Here is a 21,756-nt window from a genome sequence, read left to right as displayed (position 1 = left end):
AGATGCGGATCGGCTTCCCGATCAATGGTGATACGAAGCGAGGCACATCAGCCCGCAGAGCAGCGCGCCGCCAAGCAAGGCAAAGCCGGCGATCACCAGCAACGTCGGGGTTTGCCTTTCCATGGTCAGATGTGGATCGGCTTGCCCTGCACCGCCATCGCCGCTTCCTTGAGCGCCTCCGAATGTGTCGGATGGGCGTGGCACGTGTAAGCGATGTCTTCGCTCGTCGCGCCGAACTCCATCGCCTGCGCCGCCTGGGCGATCATCGTGCCGGCAACGCTGGCGATCATCCACACGCCGAGCACGCGGTCGGTCTTGGCGTCGGCGATCACCTTTACGAAGCCGTCGGGCTCGTGGTTGGTCTTGGCGCGGCTGTTGGCGAGCATCGGGAACTTGCCGACCTTCACCTCGCCATGCTCCTTCGCCTGCGCTTCGGTCAGGCCGACGCCGGCGATTTCCGGCATCGTATAGACGACGCTCGGGATCACATCGTGGTTCACGATGCCCGTGAGACCAGCGATATTCTCTGCGACCGCAATACCTTCGTCCTCCGCCTTGTGAGCGAGCATCGGGCCGGGGATCACGTCGCCGATTGCCCACACGCCGGGAACCGAAGTCTTGAAGCTGTGATCGGTCTCGACCTGGCCGCGCTGGTTGACCTTGAGGCCCGCCTTGTCGAGCGCCAGGCCTTCGGTGTTCGGCCGCCGCCCGATAGAGACGAGCACCGCGTCGGCCTCGATAGTTTCCGCCGCGCCACCCTTGGCCGGCTCGACCGTCAGGGTCGCCTTGCCGCCGTCGACCTTCACCCCGGTGACCTTAGTCCCGAGCCGGAACTCGATCCCCTGCTTCTTGAAGATCTTGTTGGCCTCCTTGCGCACATCGTCGTCGAAGCCGGGCAGGATCTGGTCGAGGAACTCGACGCAGGTGACCTTCGCACCGACGCGCCGCCACACGCTGCCGAGCTCGAGCCCGATCACGCCGCCGCCGATGACGACGAGGTGCTCGGGGACCTTGGCCAGCTCGAGCGCGCCGGTCGACGACACGACGATCTTCTCGTCGATCTCGACGCCGGGCAGCGGAGTCACCGACGAGCCGGTGGCAATCACGATGTCCTTCGCACGCACGGTGCGGTCGCCGACCTTGACTGTATCGGCGCTCTCGAAGCTCGCATGGCCCTTCAACCATTCGATCTTGTTCTTCTTGAACAGGAACTCGATGCCGCCGGTCAGGCCCTTCACGGCGTCGATGCGCTGCGCGTGCATCGCGGGAAGGTCGAGCTCGGGCGTAACCTTGACCCCCATTTTGGCCATCGCTCCGCCGGCCGCCGCCTCGAAATATTCGGACGCGTGGAGCAGCGCCTTGGACGGGATGCAGCCGACGTTGAGGCAGGTGCCGCCGAGCGTCTCGCGGCTTTCGGCGCAGGCGGTCTTGAGGCCGAGCTGCGCGGCGCGGATCGCGGCGACGTAGCCGCCGGGGCCGGCGCCGATCACCAGGACGTCGAAATCGTAATCAGCCATCATATGCTCTCTAAATTAGAAGTGTTCGCTCACGAGCGAAGCCTCAGTGCAAATAACCCAGTTCTTTTCCGCATGCCGCCATCGGCCTCATTCCCTCTTCGGGAGTGAGATCCTTCAACGCTTTGACGTTATACCTTCCCAGCTTCTTGGTGGCGCATGAGCACACCCGATCCATCTCAGCTGCTGGCACTCCGTCCGCCACTCCATTCTGGCGACAGGAACGAGCAAACGAGGTTAGGAAACTGGTCTTGAAACTTGCGTCGTATGCCTTTCCAGAACCGCTATCTTGTGTCGCTGCTCGTGGACCACAAGCTTGCAACATCAAAACGATCACAACCGCTGGGCAAGTGCGAGATCGCGATCTGTTCGAACGTCTCTTCACAATCAACTTGCGCCATGCTCGAATTGGAGACCGATCATAAGTCGATCAGGAGCCGGGTCGGGTCCTCGATCGCTTCCTTCACCCGCACGAGGTAGGTGACCGCTTCGCGGCCATCAATGATGCGGTGGTCGTAGCTAAGCGCGAGATACATCATCGGGCGGGTGACGATCTGGCCGTCCTTGACGACCGGGCGCTCCTCGATCCGGTGCATGCCGAGCACCGCCGACTGCGGCGGGTTGATGATCGGCGTCGACAGCAAAGATCCGAACACGCCGCCGTTGGAGATGGTGAAAGTGCCGCCCTGCATCTCGTCGACCGTCAGGGTGCCGTCCTTGGCGCGCTTGCCGAAGTCGGCGATGGTCTTCTCGATCTCCGCAAAGCTCATCGCCTGGGCGTTGCGCACCACCGGCACGACGAGGCCCTTTGGCGCGGACACCGCGACCGAGACGTCGAGATAGTCATGATAGACGATCTCGTCGCCCTCTAGGCTCGCGTTGACGCTCGGCACATCCTTCGCGGCGAGCGCGCAGGCCTTCACGAAGAAACCCATAAAGCCCAGGCGGATGCCGTGCTTCTTCTCGAACAGATCCTTGTAGCGGGCGCGGGCGTCGATCACCGCCGACATGTCGACGTCGTTGAACGTCGTCAGCATCGCCGCCGTGTTCTGCGCATCCTTCAGGCGCTTGGCGATCGTCTGGCGCAGGCGCGACATCTTGACGCGCTCTTCGCGCCGCTCGCCGGCAGCCACCGGAGCCTTGTTCTGCGGAGCCAGGGCGGCCGGAGCCGGTGTCGGCGCTTTCGCCTGCGGCGCCGGGGCGTTCTTCTGCGCTTCGGCTGCAGCGAGGACGTCGTCCTTGGTCAGCCGCCCGTCCTTGCCGGTGCCCACGATCTTGGTCGGGTCGACGTGATGTTCGAGCACCGCCCGGCGAACCGCGGGAGACATGGTGGTCACGCCCGGATCCTGCGGCGGACCGTCAGGATTGGCGATCTCAGCGGTCGGTTCTGGCGCATGATCGTCGCCGCGGAGCGCCGGGGTCTCGCTCGGGCCCGCGGGATTAGTCGTCGCATCGGCCGCAGCCTTGGCCGGAGCGGACGCCGCCGCGACCGCGCCAGCATCAATCCGCGCGATCAGCGCACCGACCGCAACCGTATCGCCTTCCTTCACCAGCTGTTCCGTGAGCACACCGGCAACGGGCGACGGAACTTCGACGCTGACCTTGTCGGTCTCGAGGCTTGCAATCGGCTCATCCTCGGCCACCGCTTCGCCCGGCTGCTTCAGCCACTGCGCGAGCGTTCCTTCGGTAATGGATTCTCCGAGGGTCGGAACTTGGACGTCGGTAGCCATGGTTTCCCTTTATTGCGCCGCGACGGCCGGGGTTGCGGGCTGGCTGCTATGGCCTAGCGCCGCAGCGATCAAGGCCGCCTGCTCGGCCGCGTGCCGCTTGGCGAGGCCGGTTGCGGGAGAAGCGCTCGCGTCACGGCCTGCATATTGCGGCCTCAAGTCGGAGAAACCCGCGTCGGCGAGACAGGTTTCGAGCAGGGGCTGGACGAAGCTCCAGGCCCCGTTGTTCTTCGGTTCTTCCTGCGCCCAGACAAGGTCGTGAAGCTTGGGCATCGCCTTCAATCGCTTCAGTAGCGGCTCTGAAGGAAACGGATAAAGCTGCTCGATGCGAATGATCTCGACGCCAAGGTCACCGGCCTCGTCGCGCGCCTCCATCAACTCGTAAGCGAGCTTGCCCGAGCACAGCACCAGCCGCCGCGTCTCGCCCTCGGCCGGCGCATTGAGGTCGGAGACGATCCGCCGGAAATGGCTCTCGCCGGTGAAATCGGCTTGGGCAGAAACGGCGTATTTGTTTCTGAGCAGCGACTTGGGCGTCATCAGGATCAGCGGCTTGCGGAAATCGCGCCGCATCTGCCGCCTCAGGATGTGGAAATAGTTCGCCGGCGTCGTGCAGTTCGCGACCTGCAGGTTATCCTCGGCGCAGAGCTGCAGGTACCGCTCGAGCCGCGCCGAGCTATGCTCCGGCCCCTGCCCTTCGAAGCCGTGCGGTAGAAGCATGACAAGGCCACTGGCGCGGAGCCACTTGGCTTCGCCCGCCGCGACGAACTGGTCGATGATACTTTGCGCGCCGTTGGCGAAATCGCCGAACTGCGCTTCCCACAGCACCAGGCACTTCGGGTCGGCGAGCGAATAGCCATATTCGAAGCCGAGCACGCCGAATTCGGACAGGGGGCTGTCGCGGACCTCGAAGCGGCCCGGACCGACGGTCGTCAACGGGATGTATTTTTCGCCGGTCTTCTGGTCGACCCAGACCGCGTGACGCTGGCTGAAAGTGCCGCGGCCGCTATCCTGGCCCGACAAGCGGACGCCCTGCCCTTCGGCGACCAAGCTGCCGTAGGCGAGAGCCTCTGCCGTCGACCAGTCGAAGCCGTCGCCGCTGTCGAACATCGCCTTCTTCGCGTCGAGGACGCGTTTCAGCGTGTTGTGGACGGTGAGGCCGTCGGGAACGGTGGTCAAAACCTTGCCCAGCCGCTGAAGCTCGTTTTCGCTGATTGCGGTCGCGATGTTGCGGCGGCCGAGCACCGGCTCGTCCGGGCGGCCAAGCCCTGCCCATCGCCCTTCGAACCAGTCCGCCTTGTTGGGCAGGTAGGACGTGGCTGAGCTGAATTCCTGCTCGAGATGATCGACGTATGCCTTCGTCTGCTGGTCGATCCATGCCTGGTCGACGACCTTCTCGGCGATCAGGCGAGCGCCGTAGATCTGGCTGATCGCCGGGTGCTTCTTGATTGCCGCGTACATCAACGGCTGGGTGAAGCTCGGCTCATCGCCCTCGTTGTGCCCGAACCGGCGGTAGCACCACATGTCGATGACGATGTCGCGGCCGAAGGTCTGCCGGAACTCGATCGCGAGCTTGCAGCAGAAGGTGACCGCTTCGGGGTCGTCGCCGTTGACGTGGAGGATCGGCGCCTGGACGCCCTTCGCGACGTCCGACGGGTATGGCGAGGAGCGTGCGAATTGCGGGCTCGTGGTGAAGCCGACCTGGTTGTTGATGATGAAATGGATCGTGCCGCCCGTGCCGTAGCCGGGAAGACCGGAGAAGCTCAGGCACTCCCACACTACGCCCTGGCCTGCGAACGCCGCGTCGCCATGGAGCAGGATCGGCAGCACGTGGCGGCCGTGCTTGTCGCCCTTGATCGTCTGCACAGCGCGCGCCTTGCCCAGCACAACCGGGTCGACCGCCTCGAGGTGCGACGGGTTGGGCAGCAACGACAGGTGGACCTTGTTGCCGTCAAACTCGCGATCCGACGACGTGCCGAGGTGATATTTGACGTCACCCGACCCGCCGACATCGGCCGGGTTGGTCGCGCCGCCCGCGAACTCATGGAAGATCGCGCGATAAGGCTTGCCCATCACATTGGTGAGCACATTGAGGCGCCCGCGGTGGGCCATGCCGACGTCGATCTCCTCGACGCCCATCATCCCGCCATATTTGATCACCGCTTCGAGCGCCGGGACTGCGCCTTCGCCGCCGTCGAGCCCGAAGCGCTTGGTCCCGACATATTTCTTGGCGAGGAATTTCTCCCACTGCTCGGCGTGGATGACCTTCTGCAGGATCGACTGCTTGCCCTCGGGCGTGAACTGGACGGTCTCTTCGGCGCCTTCGATCCGGTCCTGGATGAAGCGGCGCTCCTCGACCTCGTTGATATGCATGTACTCGAAGCCGATGTGCCCGCAGTAGCTCGTCTGCAGCACCTTCACGATCTGCCGCACCGTGGCCTGCTCGAAGCCGAGCGCGCCGCAGATCCAGATCGGCCGGTCAAGGTCGCCCTCGCCGAAGTTGTGATATGCCGGGGTCAGGTCCGCCGGGACATCCCGCCGGGTCAGGCCGAGCGGGTCGAGCGCCGCCGCAAGATGGCCGCGCACGCGGTAGGTGCGGATCAGCATCATCGCCCGGATGCTGTCCTCGGCCGCGCGGCGGATTTCGTCGGGGGTCGCGCCGGCCGCAGCCGCCTTCTCCGCGACCGCGGCCTTGAGCTTCTCGATCGTCGCCTGGGTCGGATCGAGCCCGAGATTGACGTCGTCGAGCTCAGACACGGGCCAGTTGGGCCGCTCCCAGCTTGGTCCGGCCTCGCGTTCGATCATTCCAATGGCGTCGGTCACGCCGAGAGCAACTCCTTGAGCGTCTTGCCGAGCTCAGATGGGCTTGGGGAGACGGTGATTCCAGCCGCCTCCATCGCCGCGATCTTGCTTGCGGCGTCGCCCTTGCCGCCCGAGACGATCGCGCCGGCATGGCCCATGCGGCGTCCCGGTGGGGCAGTGCGCCCGGCAATGAAACCGACGACGGGCTTCTTCCGGCCCCTCTTCGCTTCGTCGGCGAGGAATTGCGCGGCGTCTTCCTCCGCGCTGCCGCCGATCTCTCCGATCATGATGATCGACTTCGTCTCGTCGTCGGCGAGGAACATCTCGAGCATGTCGATGAACTCAGTACCCTTCACAGGATCGCCGCCAATACCGACCGCGGTCGACTGGCCAAGACCCTCGTTGCTGGTCTGGAATACCGCTTCATAAGTGAGCGTGCCGGAGCGACTGACGACGCCGACGCTCCCCTTCTTGAAGATATTACCGGGCATGATCCCGATCTTGCACTCGTTCGGAGTCAGGACGCCGGGGCAATTGGGGCCGATCAGCCGCGATTTAGAGCCGGACAGCGCACGCTTGACCTTAACCATGTCGAGCACCGGGATACCTTCGGTGATCGCGACGATCAGCGGCACTTCGGCGTCGATCGCCTCCAGGATCGAGTCCGCCGCGAACGGCGGCGGCACGTAGATGACGGAGGCGGTCGCGCCGGTCTTCGAGACCGCCTCGTGCACGGTGTTGAACACAGGCAGGTCGAGGTGCGTCGATCCGCCCTTCCCCGGCGTCACGCCGCCTACCATCTGCGTGCCGTAAGCGAGCGCCTGCTGCGTATGGAAGGTGCCGGTCTCCCCGGTCATCCCCTGCGTAATGACCTTGGTGTTCTTGTCGACGAGGATCGACATCAGGCGAGGCTTCCGTCGATCTGCTTGCAGGCGTCGAGCAGCTCCTTCACCGCATCGACGCTGACCTGGAAATTGGCCTTGGCGGCATCGTCGAGTTCGATCTCAACAATCTTCTCAACGCCGCCCGCCCCGAGCACGCAGGGCACGCCGACGTAAAGGTCGTTGACGCCATATTGGCCGGTGAGGTTCGCGGCGCAGGGCAGGACGCGCTTCTTGTCCTTCAGGAAGCTCTCGGCCATCGCGATCGCGGAGGTGGCGGGCGCGTAATAAGCCGAGCCGGTCTTCAACAGCGCGACGATCTCGCCGCCGCCGCCGCGCGTGCGCTTCACGATCTCGTCGATCCGCTCCTGCGTCGACCAGCCCATCTTGATGAGATCGGGGATTGGGATGCCCGCGACGGTCGAATAGCCGACCACCGGGACCATGGTGTCGCCGTGCCCGCCAAGCACGAAAGCCGTGACATCCTCGACGCTGACCTTGAACTCGTCCGCGAGGAAATGGCGGAAGCGCGCGCTGTCGAGGACGCCGGCCATGCCGACGACCATGTTGTGCGGGAGGCCGGAGAATTCACGCAGCGCCCACACCATGGCGTCGAGCGGGTTGGTGATGCAGATGACGAACGCGTTCGGCGCATGGCTCTTGATGCCCTCGCCGACGGCTTTCATCACCTTCAAGTTGATGCCGAGCAGGTCGTCGCGGCTCATGCCCGGCTTGCGCGCAATGCCGGCGGTGACGATGCACACGTCAGCCCCGGCAATGTCGGCATAGTCGGTCGAACCCTTCAGGTTCACGTCGAAGTCGTCGACCGGCCCGGCCTGCGCGATGTCGAGCGCCTTGCCCTCGGGAATGCCCTCGACCACGTCGAACAGGACGATGTCGCCAAGCTCGCGCATCGCCGCGAGGTGAGCGAGGGTGCCGCCGATCATTCCGGCGCCGATGAGCGCAATCTTCTTTCGAGCCATTTGAGCTGCTGCTTTCCTCTGCTGCTTTTGGGCGCGCCGAGGTTCCGGCGCTGCGGATTTGGCGGCGCTCTAGACCGCGAGGGGGAGTCGGGCAACCGTCCACAGGTCCGAACATTAAAAGCAGATTACAAGTGAAGGGTGGGAGCAACTGGTGCCCCCTCGGGCTCGTTTCCGAAACCTAACATCTCACGGAGAACGACCATGAAAATTGCACTGCTTGCGCTGGCCGGAGTTGCCGTTGTCGCCACGGCGGCGCCCGCCGAAGCGGCCCGCCACGTTCGCACGATGACCTGCGTCAACTATCGCCACGGACATTGCGTCCGCTACGCGCGCACCGCTCGACCGGCGATGGTCCGTCATGGAACCCGCTATCGCACTGGTTATGTCTTCGGGCCGAGCTACGGCTACACCGCCTACAGCTCGCTGCCGTCGCGCTACGTCACGCGCTACCATCTCAGTCCCGACTATCGCTACGTTTACAGCGGCAATACAATCTACGTCGTTGATCCGACGAGCTACGCCATCACGCGCATCCTGAACGGGATTGTTCGCTAACCGGACTGGCTTGGCGCCGCCGGGACCACCCGGCGGCCACTGTTGCGCAGGACTCAATCGCCTTCGACGAGGCTTAGAATGTTGCCGTCCGGATCCTTGAACCAAGCGGTCTTCATGCCCTCGGCGACATAGCAATCGCCCTGCCGCTCAAGCCCGGGCAGGTCGTAATGCTCGAACAGGACGCCTTTGTCCTTGAGTGCCTTCATTTCACCTTCGATGTCGTCGACATCGAAGGTGAGCGCGGTGGCCTTGTTCGTCCCTGCGAATGCCGAGCGATAAATGCTGAGCTTCGTGTCGCCGCTCTTGAGCATGAAGCCCTCGCCAAAATCCTCGACTTCAGAAAGTCCGAGCGTCCCCTCGTAAAAGCTGCGTGCCCGGTCGAGGTCCTTGACCGCGATCATCGGGGTTGCGTCCGATTTGCCGATCATCCTTGCTCTCCTTGCTGAACATCAACGGAGGCGCTCAATCGGCGTTCCTGTATCCGGCCCGGTAACCATTCCACTCAACGTTCGTTCATGTCCGGAACGATAAAAGGACAGCATTATGAAGCACATCCTCCTCATGGCCGGCGCACTTGCGCTCGGCGTCGCCGGCCCTGCCCTGGCCAAGCCAGGCAATGGTCATGGACATGGAAACGGGCATGGAAACGCCTACGCCTACGGCGCAAACGGCCAAGCCTACGGTTATGGCGCGGGCGGTTGCCCACCGGGCCTTGCCAAGAAGAATCCCTCGTGCGTCCCGCCGGGCCAGGCGAAGAAGCTGTATAATGTCGGCCAACGTTTCCAGGCCGGCGGCATCAGCCCCTACGCCTACAACCAGATTCCGTACAATTTGCGCAATCAGTACGGCCTCAGCCCGTATAGCAATTATTACTACAACAACGGCTATCTGTACGGCGTCGACCCGCGCACGATGGTCGTCCAACAGGCGATCGCGGCGCTGCTCCGCTAAGTCTTCCGAATCGATCAGAAGAGGCCGTCCGGTTCACCGGGCGGCCTTTTCTTATGCGTGGCCACCGTGCTAGCGGCCCGCCATGGCTGAGTTCACGCTTCCCAAGAACAGCAAGATCACGCGCGGACGCGAGTGGAAGCCCGAAGAGGGCAAGCGGCTCCGGACCTTCAAGATTTATCGCTACGATCCTGACGGCGGCTCGAACCCGCGCTGGGACCGCTACACGATCGACCTCGACAAGTGCGGGCCGATGGTTCTCGACGCCCTGATCAAGATCAAGAACGAGATCGACCCGACGCTGACATTCCGCCGCTCCTGCCGTGAAGGCATTTGTGGTTCGTGTTCAATGAACATGGAGGGGAAGAACGGCCTTGCCTGCACCACGGCGATCGAGGACCTCAAAGGCGATATCCAGATCACGCCGCTGCCGCATATGGACGTCGTGAAGGATCTGGTGCCGGACCTGACCCACGCCTACGCGCAATATTCGTCGATCCAGCCGTGGCTGAAGAGCGCCTCGCCGGCGCCGTCGCGCGAGCGCACACAGTCTCCCGAGGACCGCGCGAAACTCGACGGCCTTTACGAGTGCATCCTCTGTTTCTGCTGCTCGACCAGCTGCCCGAGCTATTGGTGGAATGCGGACCGCTTCCTTGGACCAGCGATCCTGCTGCAGGCCTATCGCTGGCTTGCCGACAGCCGTGACGAGGCGACCGGCGAGCGCCTCGACGGCCTTGAAGATCCGTTCCGCCTCTATCGCTGCCACACGATTATGAACTGCGCCAACGTCTGCCCGAAGGGCCTTAATCCAGCCAAGGCGATCGCCGAAACGAAGAAGCTGATCGCCGAACGCGTCGGCTAACGCGTAACGGGGGCGATGCGCTGACGTCCAGCCGCGCGATCTAGCCAAAACGCAGCAAGCTTTTGGTCGGCAGTTACCCCATCTCCGTCTGCGAAAGCTCGACCGAGCAGATACATTGATGGGACGTCATTGCGGATCGCCGCTTCGTAGAGCCATCCCACCGCGGCCTCTCGATCTTTGGCCATCCACCGACCCTCCCAAAGCAATGCGGCAAGGGTGCGCATTGCAATCACATCCCGATGACGAGCTAGAGATTTGATCAGGTCCAAATCGTCTTTTTTGACGAGTACTGTCAGATCGTGGGTTTTGCAGAACTGGGGCAATCCGATGCAGGTGTCCTGATTACGCCATGTTCGAACGCATGTACCGGGAAACGTTACGCACATCCGCGGGTCTCGGCACTGCTCAGGATGGTTTACGCAGCCTGGCCTGGAGAGCCACGTCCGACCTCCACCCATTGACCATGTGTCGAGTGGTCCCACCCAGAAGAGTGCAGCTGCGGCCAACAGCATAGTCGGTATTCCCTTCGAACGACCGAGCACCAGACTTATCACGCGGGCGCTGGTGCATCCAGTTGCACCCCGCCGATCTGAAGATTACGCGAATGGCCGTGACTGACGATCCCACCGAGCTGATGGAAGACGTCGGCGTGCCGACCGGCGCGACGCCCGACGCCGATAATCCGGGCTGGCTGAGCTGGGGCGATTTCCCGCGCGGCTCCTTCGCAGCGGCTACCGGGCGCCTGCTGTTCAAGCCGGACGGACCTGGCCGTGCCATATGCCGCATCTTCCCGACGGAAGAGCATATGAACATGGGTGGCTCGCTCCATGGCGGATCGGTGATGAGCTTCATCGACATGTCGATGTTCGCCGGTGGGCTGTGCGCAGGCATGGAGCGCGGCCATTACGTAACGCTCGACCTCACCACCCATTTCCTCGCGCGCGGCCGGCCCGGCAGCCCGCTCGATTGCCATGTCGAGCTAATCAAGCAGACTCGCGGGCATGCATTCCTTCAGGGCGTCGTCAGGCAGAACGACGCGCCCTGCTACAGCTTCAGCGGCACGCTGAAGCGTATTCGCGAACGCAACGCGCCGGCATGACCGGTCCCGTACGCCCGGCGTACGACCAGCTGCTGAGCGCGGGAGAGCTCAAGGCCGATCCAGCGCAGGCCAAGGCGGTTACGGCGCTTGATCGCCTTGCGGCAAGCATCGCCGGCTACGGACTCCTGTCGCGGCTGCTGAAAAGGTCCGACGGCCCGGCCGGCGTTTACCTGTGGGGCGGCGTCGGGCGCGGCAAGTCGATGCTGATGGACCTCGCCTTTGCCGAGATCGACATCACCCCGAAGCGTCGCGTCCACTTCAACGAGTTCATGCTTGAGGTGCATGGCCGGCTGCGCAAGGCGCGGGAACGCCAGGAGGGCGACCCGATCGAGCCCGTCGCGGAAGAAATCGGGGCTGAGGCCAGGCTTCTCTGCTTCGACGAGATGCAGGTCACCAACCCGGCTGACGCGATGATCCTGTCGCGCCTGTTCGAGAAACTCCTCGCGGAAGGCGTGAAGGTCGTGACGACGTCAAACCGCCCGCCCCGCGATCTGTACAAGGACGGGCTCAATCGCGAGCTGTTCATCCCCTTCATCGAACTCATCGAGAAAAGGATGCTGGTCGTCGCTGTCGATGGCCCGACCGACTACCGGCTCGATCGCCTCGAAGGCGTTGAGGTGTGGCACGTGCCCAATGGGCCCGAAGCCACCGCCGCGCTCAGCAAGGCCTTCTTCCAGCTGACCGATTATCCGGTTGAGGATCGCGCCAAGGTGCCGTCGGAAGAACTGGACGTCGGCGGTGGCCGGACCCTCCATGTGCCAAAGAGTCTGAAGGGCGTTGCGGTTTTTTCGTTCAAGCGGCTGTGCGGCCAGGCGCGCGGCGCCGCAGACTACCTCGCCATCGCGCGGCGCTATCACACGGTGATCATCGTCGGCATTCCGGTCATGACCCGCGACATGCGCAACGAAGCCTCGCGCTTCGTGACCCTGATCGACGCGCTCTACGAGCATAAGGTGAAGCTGCTTGCGGCCGCCGACGCGGAACCTGAGGGTCTCTACCCCCAGGGCGATGGCAGCTTCGAGTTCCAGCGCACCGTCAGCCGTCTCGAGGAAATGAAGAGCGCCGAATATCTGGCGGAGGGCCACGGCATCGCGATAGCCTAAAAGCGGATCGCAACACTGGCACCGCCGCCGTGCGCATCGCCCCACGGAAACCATTGGACTTTGCTGTCTCGCTTGCTCGTGATTAGCCAGCCGGCCGTTTCGCCGATCGCTGCACCCACCACCACGTCATGCACGTAGTGCTTGCGCGCCTCGACGCGGGCTAACCCGACGAAAGCGGCGACGACGTGAGCGGGGATTCCGACCTGCCAACCGTAGCGCTTCTCAAGCGTGGCGGCCGCCGCAAAGCTGATCGAGGTATGCCCCGATGGAAAGCTATTGTCGTTGCTGCCGTCGGGGCGCTCCTCATGGATGACACCCTTCAGTCCGGATGTGACAAGCTGCGCCGCGCCCAGGGAGAATGCGGCTTGCTTGAGCCCCGTCCCGTCGCCTTCCACCAATGGCGCGCCGACGGCAGCAGCGACGAGCGCGTCTCGCCCGACGGTGCTGGCGGTATCCCAGTCGGCGGCACTTGCCTTCGCTGGTTGAGCGGTCGCGAGCGAAGTTCCCGCAAGTAGCGCCAACCCGACAGACTCGGTGATGCGCATTGCATCCGACATAGCGCCAATCCTGTCCTGGATTTCATTAAAATTGGTGACTGACCAGAGCCCGTCTTGACGCTTCGGCAATGACGCGTAGCTTCGCGCAACTGAAAATCCGGGGGAGAGAATTTCATGCGTCGCTTGATGGCCGCCACGTCCTTGCTCGCCTTTGCCGCTCTATCTTCACCTGCCGGCGCTGCCGCACCGGCGCTCACGCCCGCCCAGCGCGAGGCGACTCATGCGATGTTCGAGCATGTGATCGACATTCCGACAGTCATCGGCCGTCACAACGTTCCCGAGATGGCGCAATATGTCGCCGACCAGTTCAAGGCGGCGGGCTTCCCCGAGGCTGACATCCACGTCATGCCCTACCACACCGGTAGCGCCACCACCGGCGACGACGACACCGCCGCGCTGATCGTCCGCTGGCGCGCGGCTGGCAAGCCAAGTGCTCCGCCGATCCTTCTGATGGGCCACATGGACGTAGTCGAGGCGAAGCCAGAGGATTGGTCGGCGACCGATCCGTTCAAGATGGTCGAGAAGGACGGCTATTATTACGGCCGGGGCACCATCGACATGAAGGACGGCATCGTCGCCATCACCCGGGCGATGATCGACCTCAAGGCGGCCGGCTGGAAGCCGAAGCGGGACATCGTCGTGCTGTTTACGGGCGACGAGGAAACCAACGGCATCGGCGCAAGGAACGGCGCGACCCAGTGGCTCGACCTGCTCGGCCATCCGGAGTTCGGGCTCAACGCCGACGGCGGCGGTGGCGGGGTGAACGAAGACGGCAGTCCGGCCGGTTTCACGATGCAGACCGCTGAAAAGACCTTCGCCGGTTACACACTGACCGTTCGCAACCGTGGCGGCCATTCGTCCAAGCCGCGCAAGGACAATGCGATCTACAGCCTCGCCCACGCCCTCGATAAGATCGAAGCTTATCGCTTCACCCCGATGTTGAGCGAGACGACGCGCGCTTATTTCGATGGTCGCCAGAAGCTCGAAAAAGGCCCGCTCGGCGACGCAATGCGGCGCTGGCTCGCCAATCCGAATGACGGAGAGGCCGCTGACCTCATCGAAGCGAGCGAGTCCGAGGTTGGGCTGACCCGCACCCGCTGCGTGCCGACGCGGTTGTTCGCGGGCCACGCCGACAATGCGTTGCCGCAACTTGCGACGGCGATGATCAACTGCCGCATATTCCCTGGCGTGGATCCCAATGCGATCAAGGCGGAGTTGGAGAAGGTGGTGGGCGACCCGACCGTCGTCGTCACCCGCAACGACGATTATGTCTCCTCGATCGCCTCGCCCCTGCGGCCCGACATGACGGCAGCCTTCACGCGCGCCGTTCAGACGCTCCACCCGGGGACGCCCGTGTTCCCCGAAATGTCGACCGGCGCGAGTGACGCGCGGCCGTTCCGCGTCGCCGGTGTTCCGGTCTATGGCGTCAACGGAGGGTGGACCGTGACTCCGATCGACAACCGCGCCCACGGCAAGGACGAGCGGCTTCCGGTCAAATCGCTGTACGATAATGTCGTCCATTGGGAGATCATGCTGCGCGACCTCGCCGGCAAATAGGAGTTCGAGTCATGAAGCATTTTATCGCTCTCGCACTGAGCGCTGCCCTGTCGAGCGCGGCCGTCGCCGCCACCGACCCGCGTACACTTCCGACGAAGCTCTCGCCCGAATGGCAGGCCAAGACTCGCGACGTGTTCAAGCAGGCGATCGAAATCCCGAGCGTTCATAACCGCGGTGAAACCCATCGTGTTGCGGAGCTTCTCGCCTCGCAGTTCCGTGCCGCCGGCATTCCGGAATCCGATATCCACATCATGCCCTACGAGGCGCTGCCCGGCGACAATACAGTTGCCCTGATCGTTCGCTGGCGCGCGCCGCAAACCACCAAGAAACCGATCCTGATCCTAGGCCACATGGACGTGGTCGAGGCCAAGCGCGAGGACTGGAAGTTCGATCCGTTCGTTTTCCGCGAAGAAGGCGGCTACTTCCTTGGACGCGGCACCAGCGACATGAAAAACGGCGACGTCGCGACTACCATGGCGGCGGTCAAGCTGATCAGCGAGGGGTTCAAGCCCAGCCGCGACATCATCTTCTTCTACAGCGGCGACGAGGAAACGCGCGGGGTCGGCGCGACCCTAGGTGCCAGCAAGTGGCGCAATCTGACGGACGCGGAGTTCGGGCTTAACGCCGACGGCGGATGCGGCGGCTACGACCAGAATTTCCGCCCGCTCGGCTGCCAACTCTCGATCGCCGAGAAAACCTTCCAGACTTACTTCCTGACCACGCACAACCCCGGCGGCCACAGCAGCCGCCCACGCCCTGACAACGCCATCTATGACCTGGCGGATGCGCTGGAGAAGCTGCGCACCCATCGCTTCACGCCGATGCTGAACCCGGCCAACCGCGGCTATTTCGAGCAGCGCGCGAAGCAGGAAGGCAATAGCCAGCTGGGCCAGGCGATCCGGCGCTGGCTGGCCAATCCCAATGACGGCGCGGCGGCTGATATCGTCGAGGCGAGCCCGATTGATGTTGGTCTCACGCGGACGCGCTGTGTCGCGACGATGCTGAAGGGCGGCCATGCCGACAACGCGCTTCCGCAAAGCGCGCAGGCAACCGTCAACTGCCGTATCATGCCGAACGTGCAGCCGAAGGACGTCCAGGCCGAGCTTCAGGCGATGGCAGGACCCAAAGTCGAGGTGACGCCTGACCCGAATTATCTGGGCTCGCCGACGCCCGCCTCCCCGCTCCCGCCTGAAGTTCTTTCGGCGGTGACCAAGGCCATACACACCGTCGTCGACCCCAATTTTGACGTGTTCCCCGTGATGGCCGCGGGCGCAAGCGACGGCTCATTCTTCCGCGCGCAAGGAATGCCTGTCTACGACGTCGACGGAAGCTGGGGCATTTCCCCGCTCGACGATCGCGCGCACGGCCTGGACGAACGCATTCCCGTCCGCGCGATGTACGACGACGTGGTCTATTGGGAGACCCTCCTGCGCGAGCTCACTGGACCCGCAGGTGCTCCTACGCCTGCGTCAGCGCCCGTGCAGCCTTCAGCACCTCCTGAGCGTGGTTAGGCACCTTCACCTTCCGCCACGCTTTCAGGACTCGTCCGTCGGCACCGATCAGATAGGTCGCGCGCTCCATCCCCATATACTTGCGGCCGTACATCGACTTTTCGACCCAGGTCCCGAACGCGTCTGAGATCGCGCCGTCCTCGTCCGACACGAGTGGCACGGCGAGGTCATATTTGGCGATGAACTTGTCGTGCTTCTTCATCGGGTCGCGCGACAGGCCGACGACCTTCACGCCGGCCTTCTTGAAGTCGCCGGCAAGCGCGGTGAAATCCTGCGCTTCCTTGGTGCAGCCGGACGTGTCGTCCTTCGGATAGAAATAGAGCACCAGCGGCTGGCCTGGTGAAGCGAGGTCGATCGTGCTGCCGTCGCTCGCGGTTGTCTTGATTGCGGGTGCCCTTTCGGCTTCGTTGATCATCTATTGCTCACCTTTGATTGTCGCCCAAAGCTCCGCGATGCATTGGCGCGCCGCGTCATGCTCGGCAAGCAAGGAGTCCCAGCTTGCCGCTCCGCAGGCTTCGGCGACCAGTTGCCATGTCTCGGGGGTCGGCTTGACGTCGCCTGGTGCAACCAGCCGCATCATCACCAGCATTCGCGCAAGCAATTTTTGTGCATCGGCAATGTTTGCCGAAATCAAGCCCTCCTCCGCTAGTCCCTCGATCGCCACATCCAGTCGGGGATCGAGCGCGACATGGCGCGTTAGCTGGAGCACGTGCACGGCAAACTCGAGATCTACCAGGCCGCCGGGCCCGAGCTTCACGTCGAGCTTGCTCTGCGGTGGCTTGTGACGCGCCATCTCGGCGCGCATCTTGATTGCGTCGCCGACGACCTGCTTCGCGTTCCTCGGCAGCCGCAGCACCTCATCGATGATGCCGGCCGCGCGTTCCCGGACTTCCGGCGAGCCGAAGACCGGCCGCGCGCGGCACAGCGCCATATGCTCCCATGTCCAGGCGTTCTCACGCTGGTACTTCTCGAACGCGTCGAGCGACACGATGAGCATGCCGGTCGAGCCTTCGGGCCTCAATCTCGTGTCGACGTCGTAAAGCGGCCCCGCCGCCGTTGGAACGCTGAGCGCCGCGGTCACGCGGCTCGCCAGCCTGTTGAAATAGTCGTTCGGGCCGAGCGGCTTCTTCCCGTCAGACATATTCTCAGGGTCGGCGCTGTGCAGGTAGATGAGGTCGAGGTCGGAGGCATGGGTCAAGGCGCATCCGCCCAACCGCCCGAGTCCCAGCACGACCAGTTCGCCGCCGGGGAAACGACCATGTGCTGCCTCGAATTCGGCGACTGCGGCTTCGCCCAGGCCGACGAGTGTCCCCTCCGCAACCCGCGAATAGCCTTGTGCGACCTCAAGCGGGTCGCGGCGACGGTCGATCAGCTGAACGCCAAGCGCGAAGCGGCGCTCGTTGACGATGCGTCGGACCCGATCGATGGCGACGTCATAGGGTTGGCCCTCTATCGCCGAGCACAGAACTGCCGCGAACTCCTTCGCGGGCGGCGGCATCGCGAAGCTGGATGCGTCGAACAGCCCTTCGAACAGCTCGGGGCGGCGAGCGAGCTGGTCGGCAAGCGCGGGCGCATGGGCGAGCACCTTGGCCAGCAGCCGCGCCAACGGGGGGCGTGCCTCGAGCAGCCGGAACAGGTTCACGCCGCTCGACAGCCGCTCGACGATGTCGCTTAACCTGTTGAGAGCATGGTTGGGGTCGGCGCCGGAGGCGATGGCCTGCAGCAGGCCAGGGAGCATCGCTTCGAAAGCCTGCTGGGCAGCCGGGGATCGGAGCGATCGCGCCTTGCCGGATCGCCAATCGGCGACGTGCCTCGCCGCTGATTCCGCGTCCGCGAAACCGAGCTGCCCAAGCTCGCGGTTCAAAATGTCGGGGTCATTGGACAGCTGCCCCCGCTCGTCGGGCGCGAGGCCGTCAAAGATCAGTCCGACTTTTTCCACGTGGGGTCGCAGCAGATCCAGGAGATCATTGCTACTATCGAGGCCGTGCAATTGCGCGAGATTTTCGAGCGCGCCAGGTTCGGACGGCAGCAGATGCGTCTGCGCATCCTCGACCATCTGTACGCGATGCTCGACGGTACGAAACAGGCGATAGCTGTCGCTGAGCTTGTGCGCCGTACTTTCGTCTAGCCGGTCAGCGGCGAGCAATGCGTCAATTGCATCCATCGTCGCGGGAGATCGAACGGACGTGTCGCGGCCGCCATGAATCATCTGCTGGATCTGGACGAAGAACTCGACCTCGCGGATGCCGCCGCGACCGCGCTTCAGGTCGTAACCCGGACCGATCTCCGAATTCTGCGCAAAATGGTCACGAATGCGGGCCGAAATTTGTCGCACCTCCTCGATTACGCCGAAATCGAGCGAGCGACGCCACACGAATGGCTCGATCGCCTCGAGGAAGCGCTTGCCGAGCGCCACATCGCCGGCGGCGGCGCGGGCGCGAATGAAGGCAGCGCGTTCCCAGGGCAGGGCTGACGATTCGTAATGGGAAATGGCCGCGTCGAGAGGCAACGCTATCGGCGTCACCTCCGGCGAAGGGCGAAGCCGCAAATCGACCCGCTGCACGTAACCATCCGCAGTCCGCTTCTGCATGGTCTCGATCAGGCGCCGGCCGATACGGACTGCCGCTTCCCCAGCGTCTTCACGAGCCCGCTTGGGCAGCGCGTCCGGATCGAACAGGAGCAAAAGATCCACGTCCGAAGAATAGTTGAGCTCGTGACTCCCGAGCTTGCCCATGGCGATGACCGCGAAGCCATCGGCATGGGCGCCGGGCACTCGCTCGTCGATGGCCTGCTTGACCGCTGCATCGAGCGCCCGGTCGGCGAAGTCCGACAGGATCTTGGTGACCTGCTCAAGCGACATCTCGGCCGATAAGTCGCCAAGCGCGACGGCCAGTGCCAACGCGTGTCGCCGCCTGCGAAGCGCGACATCGAGATCCTCCGCGTGGAAAGACAGGGCCGCAGCCACTGCGGCTTCTGCTCCACTGGCACGAAACGCCTCTTCAATTCCCGGGTTTGCCTGGAGTGCTTCGCGCAGAAACGGCGAGTGATCGACCGCCCGGCGTAGCGCGTCTTCGCGAGGATTCTGGGGATCTGGACGAGCCATCAGCGGCGCCTCATTGCCGCAAAATCATGAAGCTGGAAACTTCCGCGGCCTCTCGGCCGTTAGAAGGGCAAATGAAGCTGGAACGCGAACCCGTTGCGGCGTCGGAATTGCACAGTACGGACCGTCAGGTCATTCGAGTGGACATTCCGCCCGCTCATGCCGGAATCACGGCTGCCCTCCGCCGAGCCTTCGAGGCGGCGGCGCGGGAGCCGTGCGACCGCGACTTTGCCGATTTGTTGAGGCGGCTGAACTAACGCCCGCCTAATCGCGCTCGTGGTCGCGGCTCAGACTGTCGACTTCACCCATGATGGTTTGAAGCGCCGACTTGTCCGGATCGGTTTTGTGCTGCCGACGTGAAGGCAGTTTACCACTCGAAAGCAGTTGCTCGAGCGCAACGCGCCCGCGCGCCACCCGACTTTTGATCGTGCCGACCGCGCAGCCGCAAATCTCGGCCGCTTCTTCGTATGCAAAGCCGCCTGCGCCAACCAGGATGAGCGCCTCGCGCTGGGGCTGAGGCAGGTGCATGAGCGCGCGCTGCATGTCGCCAAGCTCGATGTGACGGTCTTGGCTTGCCGGCGCCGCAAGGATCTTGGACGCGGTAATGTCGTCCCACTCCCCCTTGAAGCGCGCCCGGCGCATCTGGCTCAGGAACAAGTTGCGAAGGATTATAAAGGTCCAGGCGCGCATGTTCGTGCCCGCCTGGAACCGCTTGCGCGCGGCCCATGCCTTCAGCAGCGTTTCCTGGACGAGGTCGTCAGCTAGATCGCGGCTTCCCGATAGTGAACGTCCGAATGCGCGCAGGTGCGGGATGACGGCCGCCAGTTGATCCTTGAATTCGGGATCGGACAGCGGAACCCAATCAGCCGAAACGGCCGCTGGTTGGTCCTGATCACGATCTTCAGCCAAGCTCAAACCCCACCCTGCTTACGCCCGCGGCTTTGGCCGCGCGCGGTTGTCGAAATGATGAACGGCGATTGTGACAGAAGCTAGGTGCTCAGGCCCGGCCAACCAAGACGATCACGGCAAAAAGTATCACCACGAGCAAGGTTCCGACCACGAGCACGTACCGAGCAACGCCCGGAGTTGAGCCGGCACGCGCCTCCGTCGTGGTTTCATGCACCGAAGGTTCGGAGTGTCGCGGGTCAGCCATTAGTTCTCATCACAAAATCACAGTTCCACCGGCCAACGCGCTGGGATGGAATCGTGTTCCGTGCGTAACGGCTGGAACCCGAAACTTTCCGAATTCAGGCGGCGGGGACCGTCGCGGCGTCGAAGAAGAGAGCCTGCGCGATCGCAGCCTTCACCGTCGACCGCTGGAACGGTTTGGTAATCAGGAACGTCGGCTCCGGCCGCGTTCCGGTTAACAGCCGCTCCGGGAACGCCGTGATGAAAATCACAGGAACCGAGAACTCGGCGAGGATGTCCTTCACGGCATCGATACCGCTCGAATCGTCGGCAAGCTGGATGTCGGCGAGGACAAGGCCCGGCGGGCTCTGGCGCGCCTGCGCAACCGCCTCGTCGCGAGTGACGGCGACGCCAGTAACATTATGGCCAAGGTCGCGGACGATCGTCTCGATATCCATCGCGATGATCGGCTCATCTTCGATGATCAGGACGTCGGCGAGGGTTTGGCGCTCAATTTCCTCGAGCGCTTCGGCAACCAGCGAATCGACATCCGCGGCGGAGGCGCTGATCAAATAGCCCGTGTCTTCCGAAGAAAATCCCTCGAGCGACGTCAGGAGCAGTGCCTGGCGCGACAGGGGGGTGATTCGCGAAAGACGAGCCTGCGCAATCGTCTCGGCGCCCGTCGCGCTTTGCACGGGCTCCTCACCCTCCTCGATGTTGGCGGTCGACCAAATCGCGTGGAACGTCCTGTAAAGCCCTAGCCGCGGATCGACGTCCCGCGGAAATTCGTCGGGCTTGGCGACGATCGCCTCGAGGGTCGCGCGGACAAAGGCGTCGCCGTGCGACTGGCTGCCGGTCAGCGCGCGGGCATAACGGCGAAGAAATGGCAGGTGCGGAGCGAGTTCCTGGCCAAGGGACATAAGTGGGGTTTCTCCCTGGAAAACAAATTTGCGCCGTCTTTGGCGGCGCGTCGGAATTGTTGCAACCCTGGAAGGACCGTGCGCTTACCTAGCTTTCACCGCCCCCAAGATGTGAAGCCCCTCTGGAACAAAGCACTGGCCATTTGGTTTCCGTGACTGGCCGGGCTTCTGCAAGGTGAACCCTTTCGCCATGCGGTTCCTGGTCGAATTGTATGAAAGTGGGAGCAATGGTTCGAACCCGTTGCGCCGGTTATTGAGAATTGTATGACGCGCGCCAAAGAACCCGCGCCGAGGGGGGACTAGGAGTTGAGTGTTAAGAAGCGAAGCGAGACGGAGGGATCTGGGCATTCCAGGCGCTCTAAGAAGCCCGCGACTCCAGACCGTAACGCTCGCAAGGGCGACCTTGGTCGTGCCCTTCGCTCAGTCTATGACGACACGCTTCGCGAGGCGGTACCCGACGATTTCCTCAAGCTCATCGGCAAGCTCGGCTAGCGAGCGGCGCATTCCAGAGA

Annotated in this window: 20 protein-coding genes; 8 read left to right on the top strand and 12 right to left on the bottom strand. The window is 63.6% G+C overall.

Annotated features, from left to right (window positions below; all coding sequences use genetic code 11):
- Window positions 1-125 precede the first annotated feature (125 nt).
- The 5 genes from lpdA to mdh form a co-directional block, all read right to left on the bottom strand.
- A complete protein-coding gene (lpdA, locus tag AC4K8G_RS10865; RefSeq protein ID WP_491734168.1) occupies window positions 126-1,517 on the bottom strand; it encodes a dihydrolipoyl dehydrogenase in 1,392 nt (463 codons plus the stop codon).
- A gap of 416 nt (window positions 1,518-1,933) precedes the next feature.
- Window positions 1,934-3,244, bottom strand: a complete 1,311-nt coding sequence (gene odhB, locus AC4K8G_RS10860) for a 2-oxoglutarate dehydrogenase complex dihydrolipoyllysine-residue succinyltransferase (RefSeq protein WP_491734167.1) — start codon at window positions 3,242-3,244, stop codon at window positions 1,934-1,936.
- 9 nt (window positions 3,245-3,253) lie between these two features.
- Window positions 3,254-6,043, bottom strand: a complete 2,790-nt coding sequence (locus AC4K8G_RS10855) for a 2-oxoglutarate dehydrogenase E1 component (RefSeq protein WP_491734452.1) — start codon at window positions 6,041-6,043, stop codon at window positions 3,254-3,256.
- A gap of 14 nt (window positions 6,044-6,057) precedes the next feature.
- Window positions 6,058-6,942, bottom strand: coding sequence for a succinate--CoA ligase subunit alpha (sucD, locus tag AC4K8G_RS10850; RefSeq protein ID WP_491734166.1), 885 nt, complete (start codon window positions 6,940-6,942; stop codon window positions 6,058-6,060).
- A complete protein-coding gene (gene mdh, locus AC4K8G_RS10845) occupies window positions 6,942-7,904 on the bottom strand; it encodes a malate dehydrogenase (protein ID WP_491734165.1) in 963 nt (320 codons plus the stop codon). Before mdh ends, sucD begins: the two co-directional genes overlap by 1 nt.
- Before the next feature lie 201 nt (window positions 7,905-8,105).
- Between mdh and AC4K8G_RS10840 the strand changes: the two genes are divergently transcribed.
- Entirely contained in the window at window positions 8,106-8,459 is a 354-nt protein-coding gene (locus AC4K8G_RS10840) for a hypothetical protein (RefSeq protein ID WP_491734164.1), read from the top strand.
- A gap of 53 nt (window positions 8,460-8,512) precedes the next feature.
- On the opposite strand, the gene AC4K8G_RS10835 is transcribed toward AC4K8G_RS10840, so the two are convergent.
- Window positions 8,513-8,887, bottom strand: a complete 375-nt coding sequence (locus AC4K8G_RS10835; protein ID WP_491734163.1) for a VOC family protein — start codon at window positions 8,885-8,887, stop codon at window positions 8,513-8,515.
- Window positions 8,888-9,002: 115 nt separating this feature from the next.
- Here AC4K8G_RS10835 and AC4K8G_RS10830 point away from each other — a divergent pair, with 115 nt between their 5' ends.
- Together AC4K8G_RS10830 and AC4K8G_RS10825 are read left to right on the top strand one after the other, a co-directional pair.
- Window positions 9,003-9,410, top strand: a complete 408-nt coding sequence (locus tag AC4K8G_RS10830; protein WP_491734162.1) for a hypothetical protein — start codon at window positions 9,003-9,005, stop codon at window positions 9,408-9,410.
- 82 nt (window positions 9,411-9,492) lie between these two features.
- Window positions 9,493-10,269, top strand: a complete 777-nt coding sequence (locus AC4K8G_RS10825) for a succinate dehydrogenase iron-sulfur subunit (RefSeq protein ID WP_491734161.1) — start codon at window positions 9,493-9,495, stop codon at window positions 10,267-10,269.
- Here AC4K8G_RS10825 and AC4K8G_RS10820 read toward each other — a convergent pair.
- Window positions 10,266-10,385 (bottom strand): SEL1-like repeat protein, encoded by a 120-nt coding sequence (locus AC4K8G_RS10820; protein WP_491734451.1) that lies wholly within the window; start codon window positions 10,383-10,385, stop codon window positions 10,266-10,268. The genes AC4K8G_RS10825 and AC4K8G_RS10820 overlap by 4 nt on opposite strands.
- A gap of 488 nt (window positions 10,386-10,873) precedes the next feature.
- Between AC4K8G_RS10820 and AC4K8G_RS10815 the strand changes: the two genes are divergently transcribed.
- Together AC4K8G_RS10815 and zapE are read left to right on the top strand one after the other, a co-directional pair.
- Window positions 10,874-11,368, top strand: coding sequence for a PaaI family thioesterase (locus tag AC4K8G_RS10815; RefSeq protein ID WP_491734160.1), 495 nt, complete (start codon window positions 10,874-10,876; stop codon window positions 11,366-11,368).
- Window positions 11,365-12,471 (top strand): cell division protein ZapE, encoded by a 1,107-nt coding sequence (gene zapE / locus AC4K8G_RS10810; RefSeq protein ID WP_491734159.1) that lies wholly within the window; start codon window positions 11,365-11,367, stop codon window positions 12,469-12,471. The genes AC4K8G_RS10815 and zapE overlap by 4 nt, the downstream gene beginning before the upstream one ends.
- Here zapE and AC4K8G_RS10805 read toward each other — a convergent pair.
- Window positions 12,468-13,016 carry a phosphatase PAP2 family protein gene (locus AC4K8G_RS10805; RefSeq protein ID WP_491734158.1) on the bottom strand — a complete coding sequence of 183 codons (549 nt, stop codon included), beginning with the start codon at window positions 13,014-13,016 and terminating at the stop codon, window positions 12,468-12,470. The genes zapE and AC4K8G_RS10805 overlap by 4 nt on opposite strands.
- 126 nt (window positions 13,017-13,142) lie before the next feature.
- Here AC4K8G_RS10805 and AC4K8G_RS10800 point away from each other — a divergent pair, with 126 nt between their 5' ends.
- Together AC4K8G_RS10800 and AC4K8G_RS10795 are read left to right on the top strand one after the other, a co-directional pair.
- Window positions 13,143-14,585: a M20/M25/M40 family metallo-hydrolase gene (locus tag AC4K8G_RS10800; RefSeq protein ID WP_491734157.1), complete on the top strand. Its 1,443-nt coding sequence runs from the start codon at window positions 13,143-13,145 to the stop codon at window positions 14,583-14,585.
- Between the two features lie 11 nt (window positions 14,586-14,596).
- On the top strand, window positions 14,597-16,096 hold the full coding sequence (locus AC4K8G_RS10795; RefSeq protein ID WP_491734156.1) for a M20/M25/M40 family metallo-hydrolase: 1,500 nt from the start codon (window positions 14,597-14,599) through the stop codon (window positions 16,094-16,096).
- On the opposite strand, the gene AC4K8G_RS10790 is transcribed toward AC4K8G_RS10795, so the two are convergent.
- The 4 genes from AC4K8G_RS10790 to AC4K8G_RS10775 form a co-directional block, all read right to left on the bottom strand.
- Window positions 16,044-16,511 (bottom strand): peroxiredoxin, encoded by a 468-nt coding sequence (locus AC4K8G_RS10790; RefSeq protein ID WP_491734155.1) that lies wholly within the window; start codon window positions 16,509-16,511, stop codon window positions 16,044-16,046. The genes AC4K8G_RS10795 and AC4K8G_RS10790 overlap by 53 nt on opposite strands.
- Complete coding sequence (locus AC4K8G_RS10785; RefSeq protein ID WP_491734154.1) at window positions 16,512-19,199, bottom strand: bifunctional [glutamine synthetase] adenylyltransferase/[glutamine synthetase]-adenylyl-L-tyrosine phosphorylase; 2,688 nt, start codon at window positions 19,197-19,199, stop codon at window positions 16,512-16,514.
- A gap of 261 nt (window positions 19,200-19,460) precedes the next feature.
- Complete coding sequence (locus tag AC4K8G_RS10780) at window positions 19,461-20,105, bottom strand: sigma-70 family RNA polymerase sigma factor (RefSeq protein WP_491734153.1); 645 nt, start codon at window positions 20,103-20,105, stop codon at window positions 19,461-19,463.
- 338 nt (window positions 20,106-20,443) lie between these two features.
- Window positions 20,444-21,244: a response regulator gene (locus tag AC4K8G_RS10775; RefSeq protein ID WP_491734152.1), complete on the bottom strand. Its 801-nt coding sequence runs from the start codon at window positions 21,242-21,244 to the stop codon at window positions 20,444-20,446.
- A gap of 306 nt (window positions 21,245-21,550) precedes the next feature.
- On the opposite strand from AC4K8G_RS10775, the gene AC4K8G_RS10770 reads away from it, so the two are divergent.
- Window positions 21,551-21,736: a NepR family anti-sigma factor gene (locus tag AC4K8G_RS10770; RefSeq protein WP_491734151.1), complete on the top strand. Its 186-nt coding sequence runs from the start codon at window positions 21,551-21,553 to the stop codon at window positions 21,734-21,736.
- Window positions 21,737-21,756: the final 20 nt, after the last annotated feature.

It is taken from the genome of Sphingomonas sp. SP3, assembly GCF_058514305.1.
Note: the sequence above shows the minus strand (reverse complement) of the source record. Positions and strands in the feature narration are given on the sequence as shown.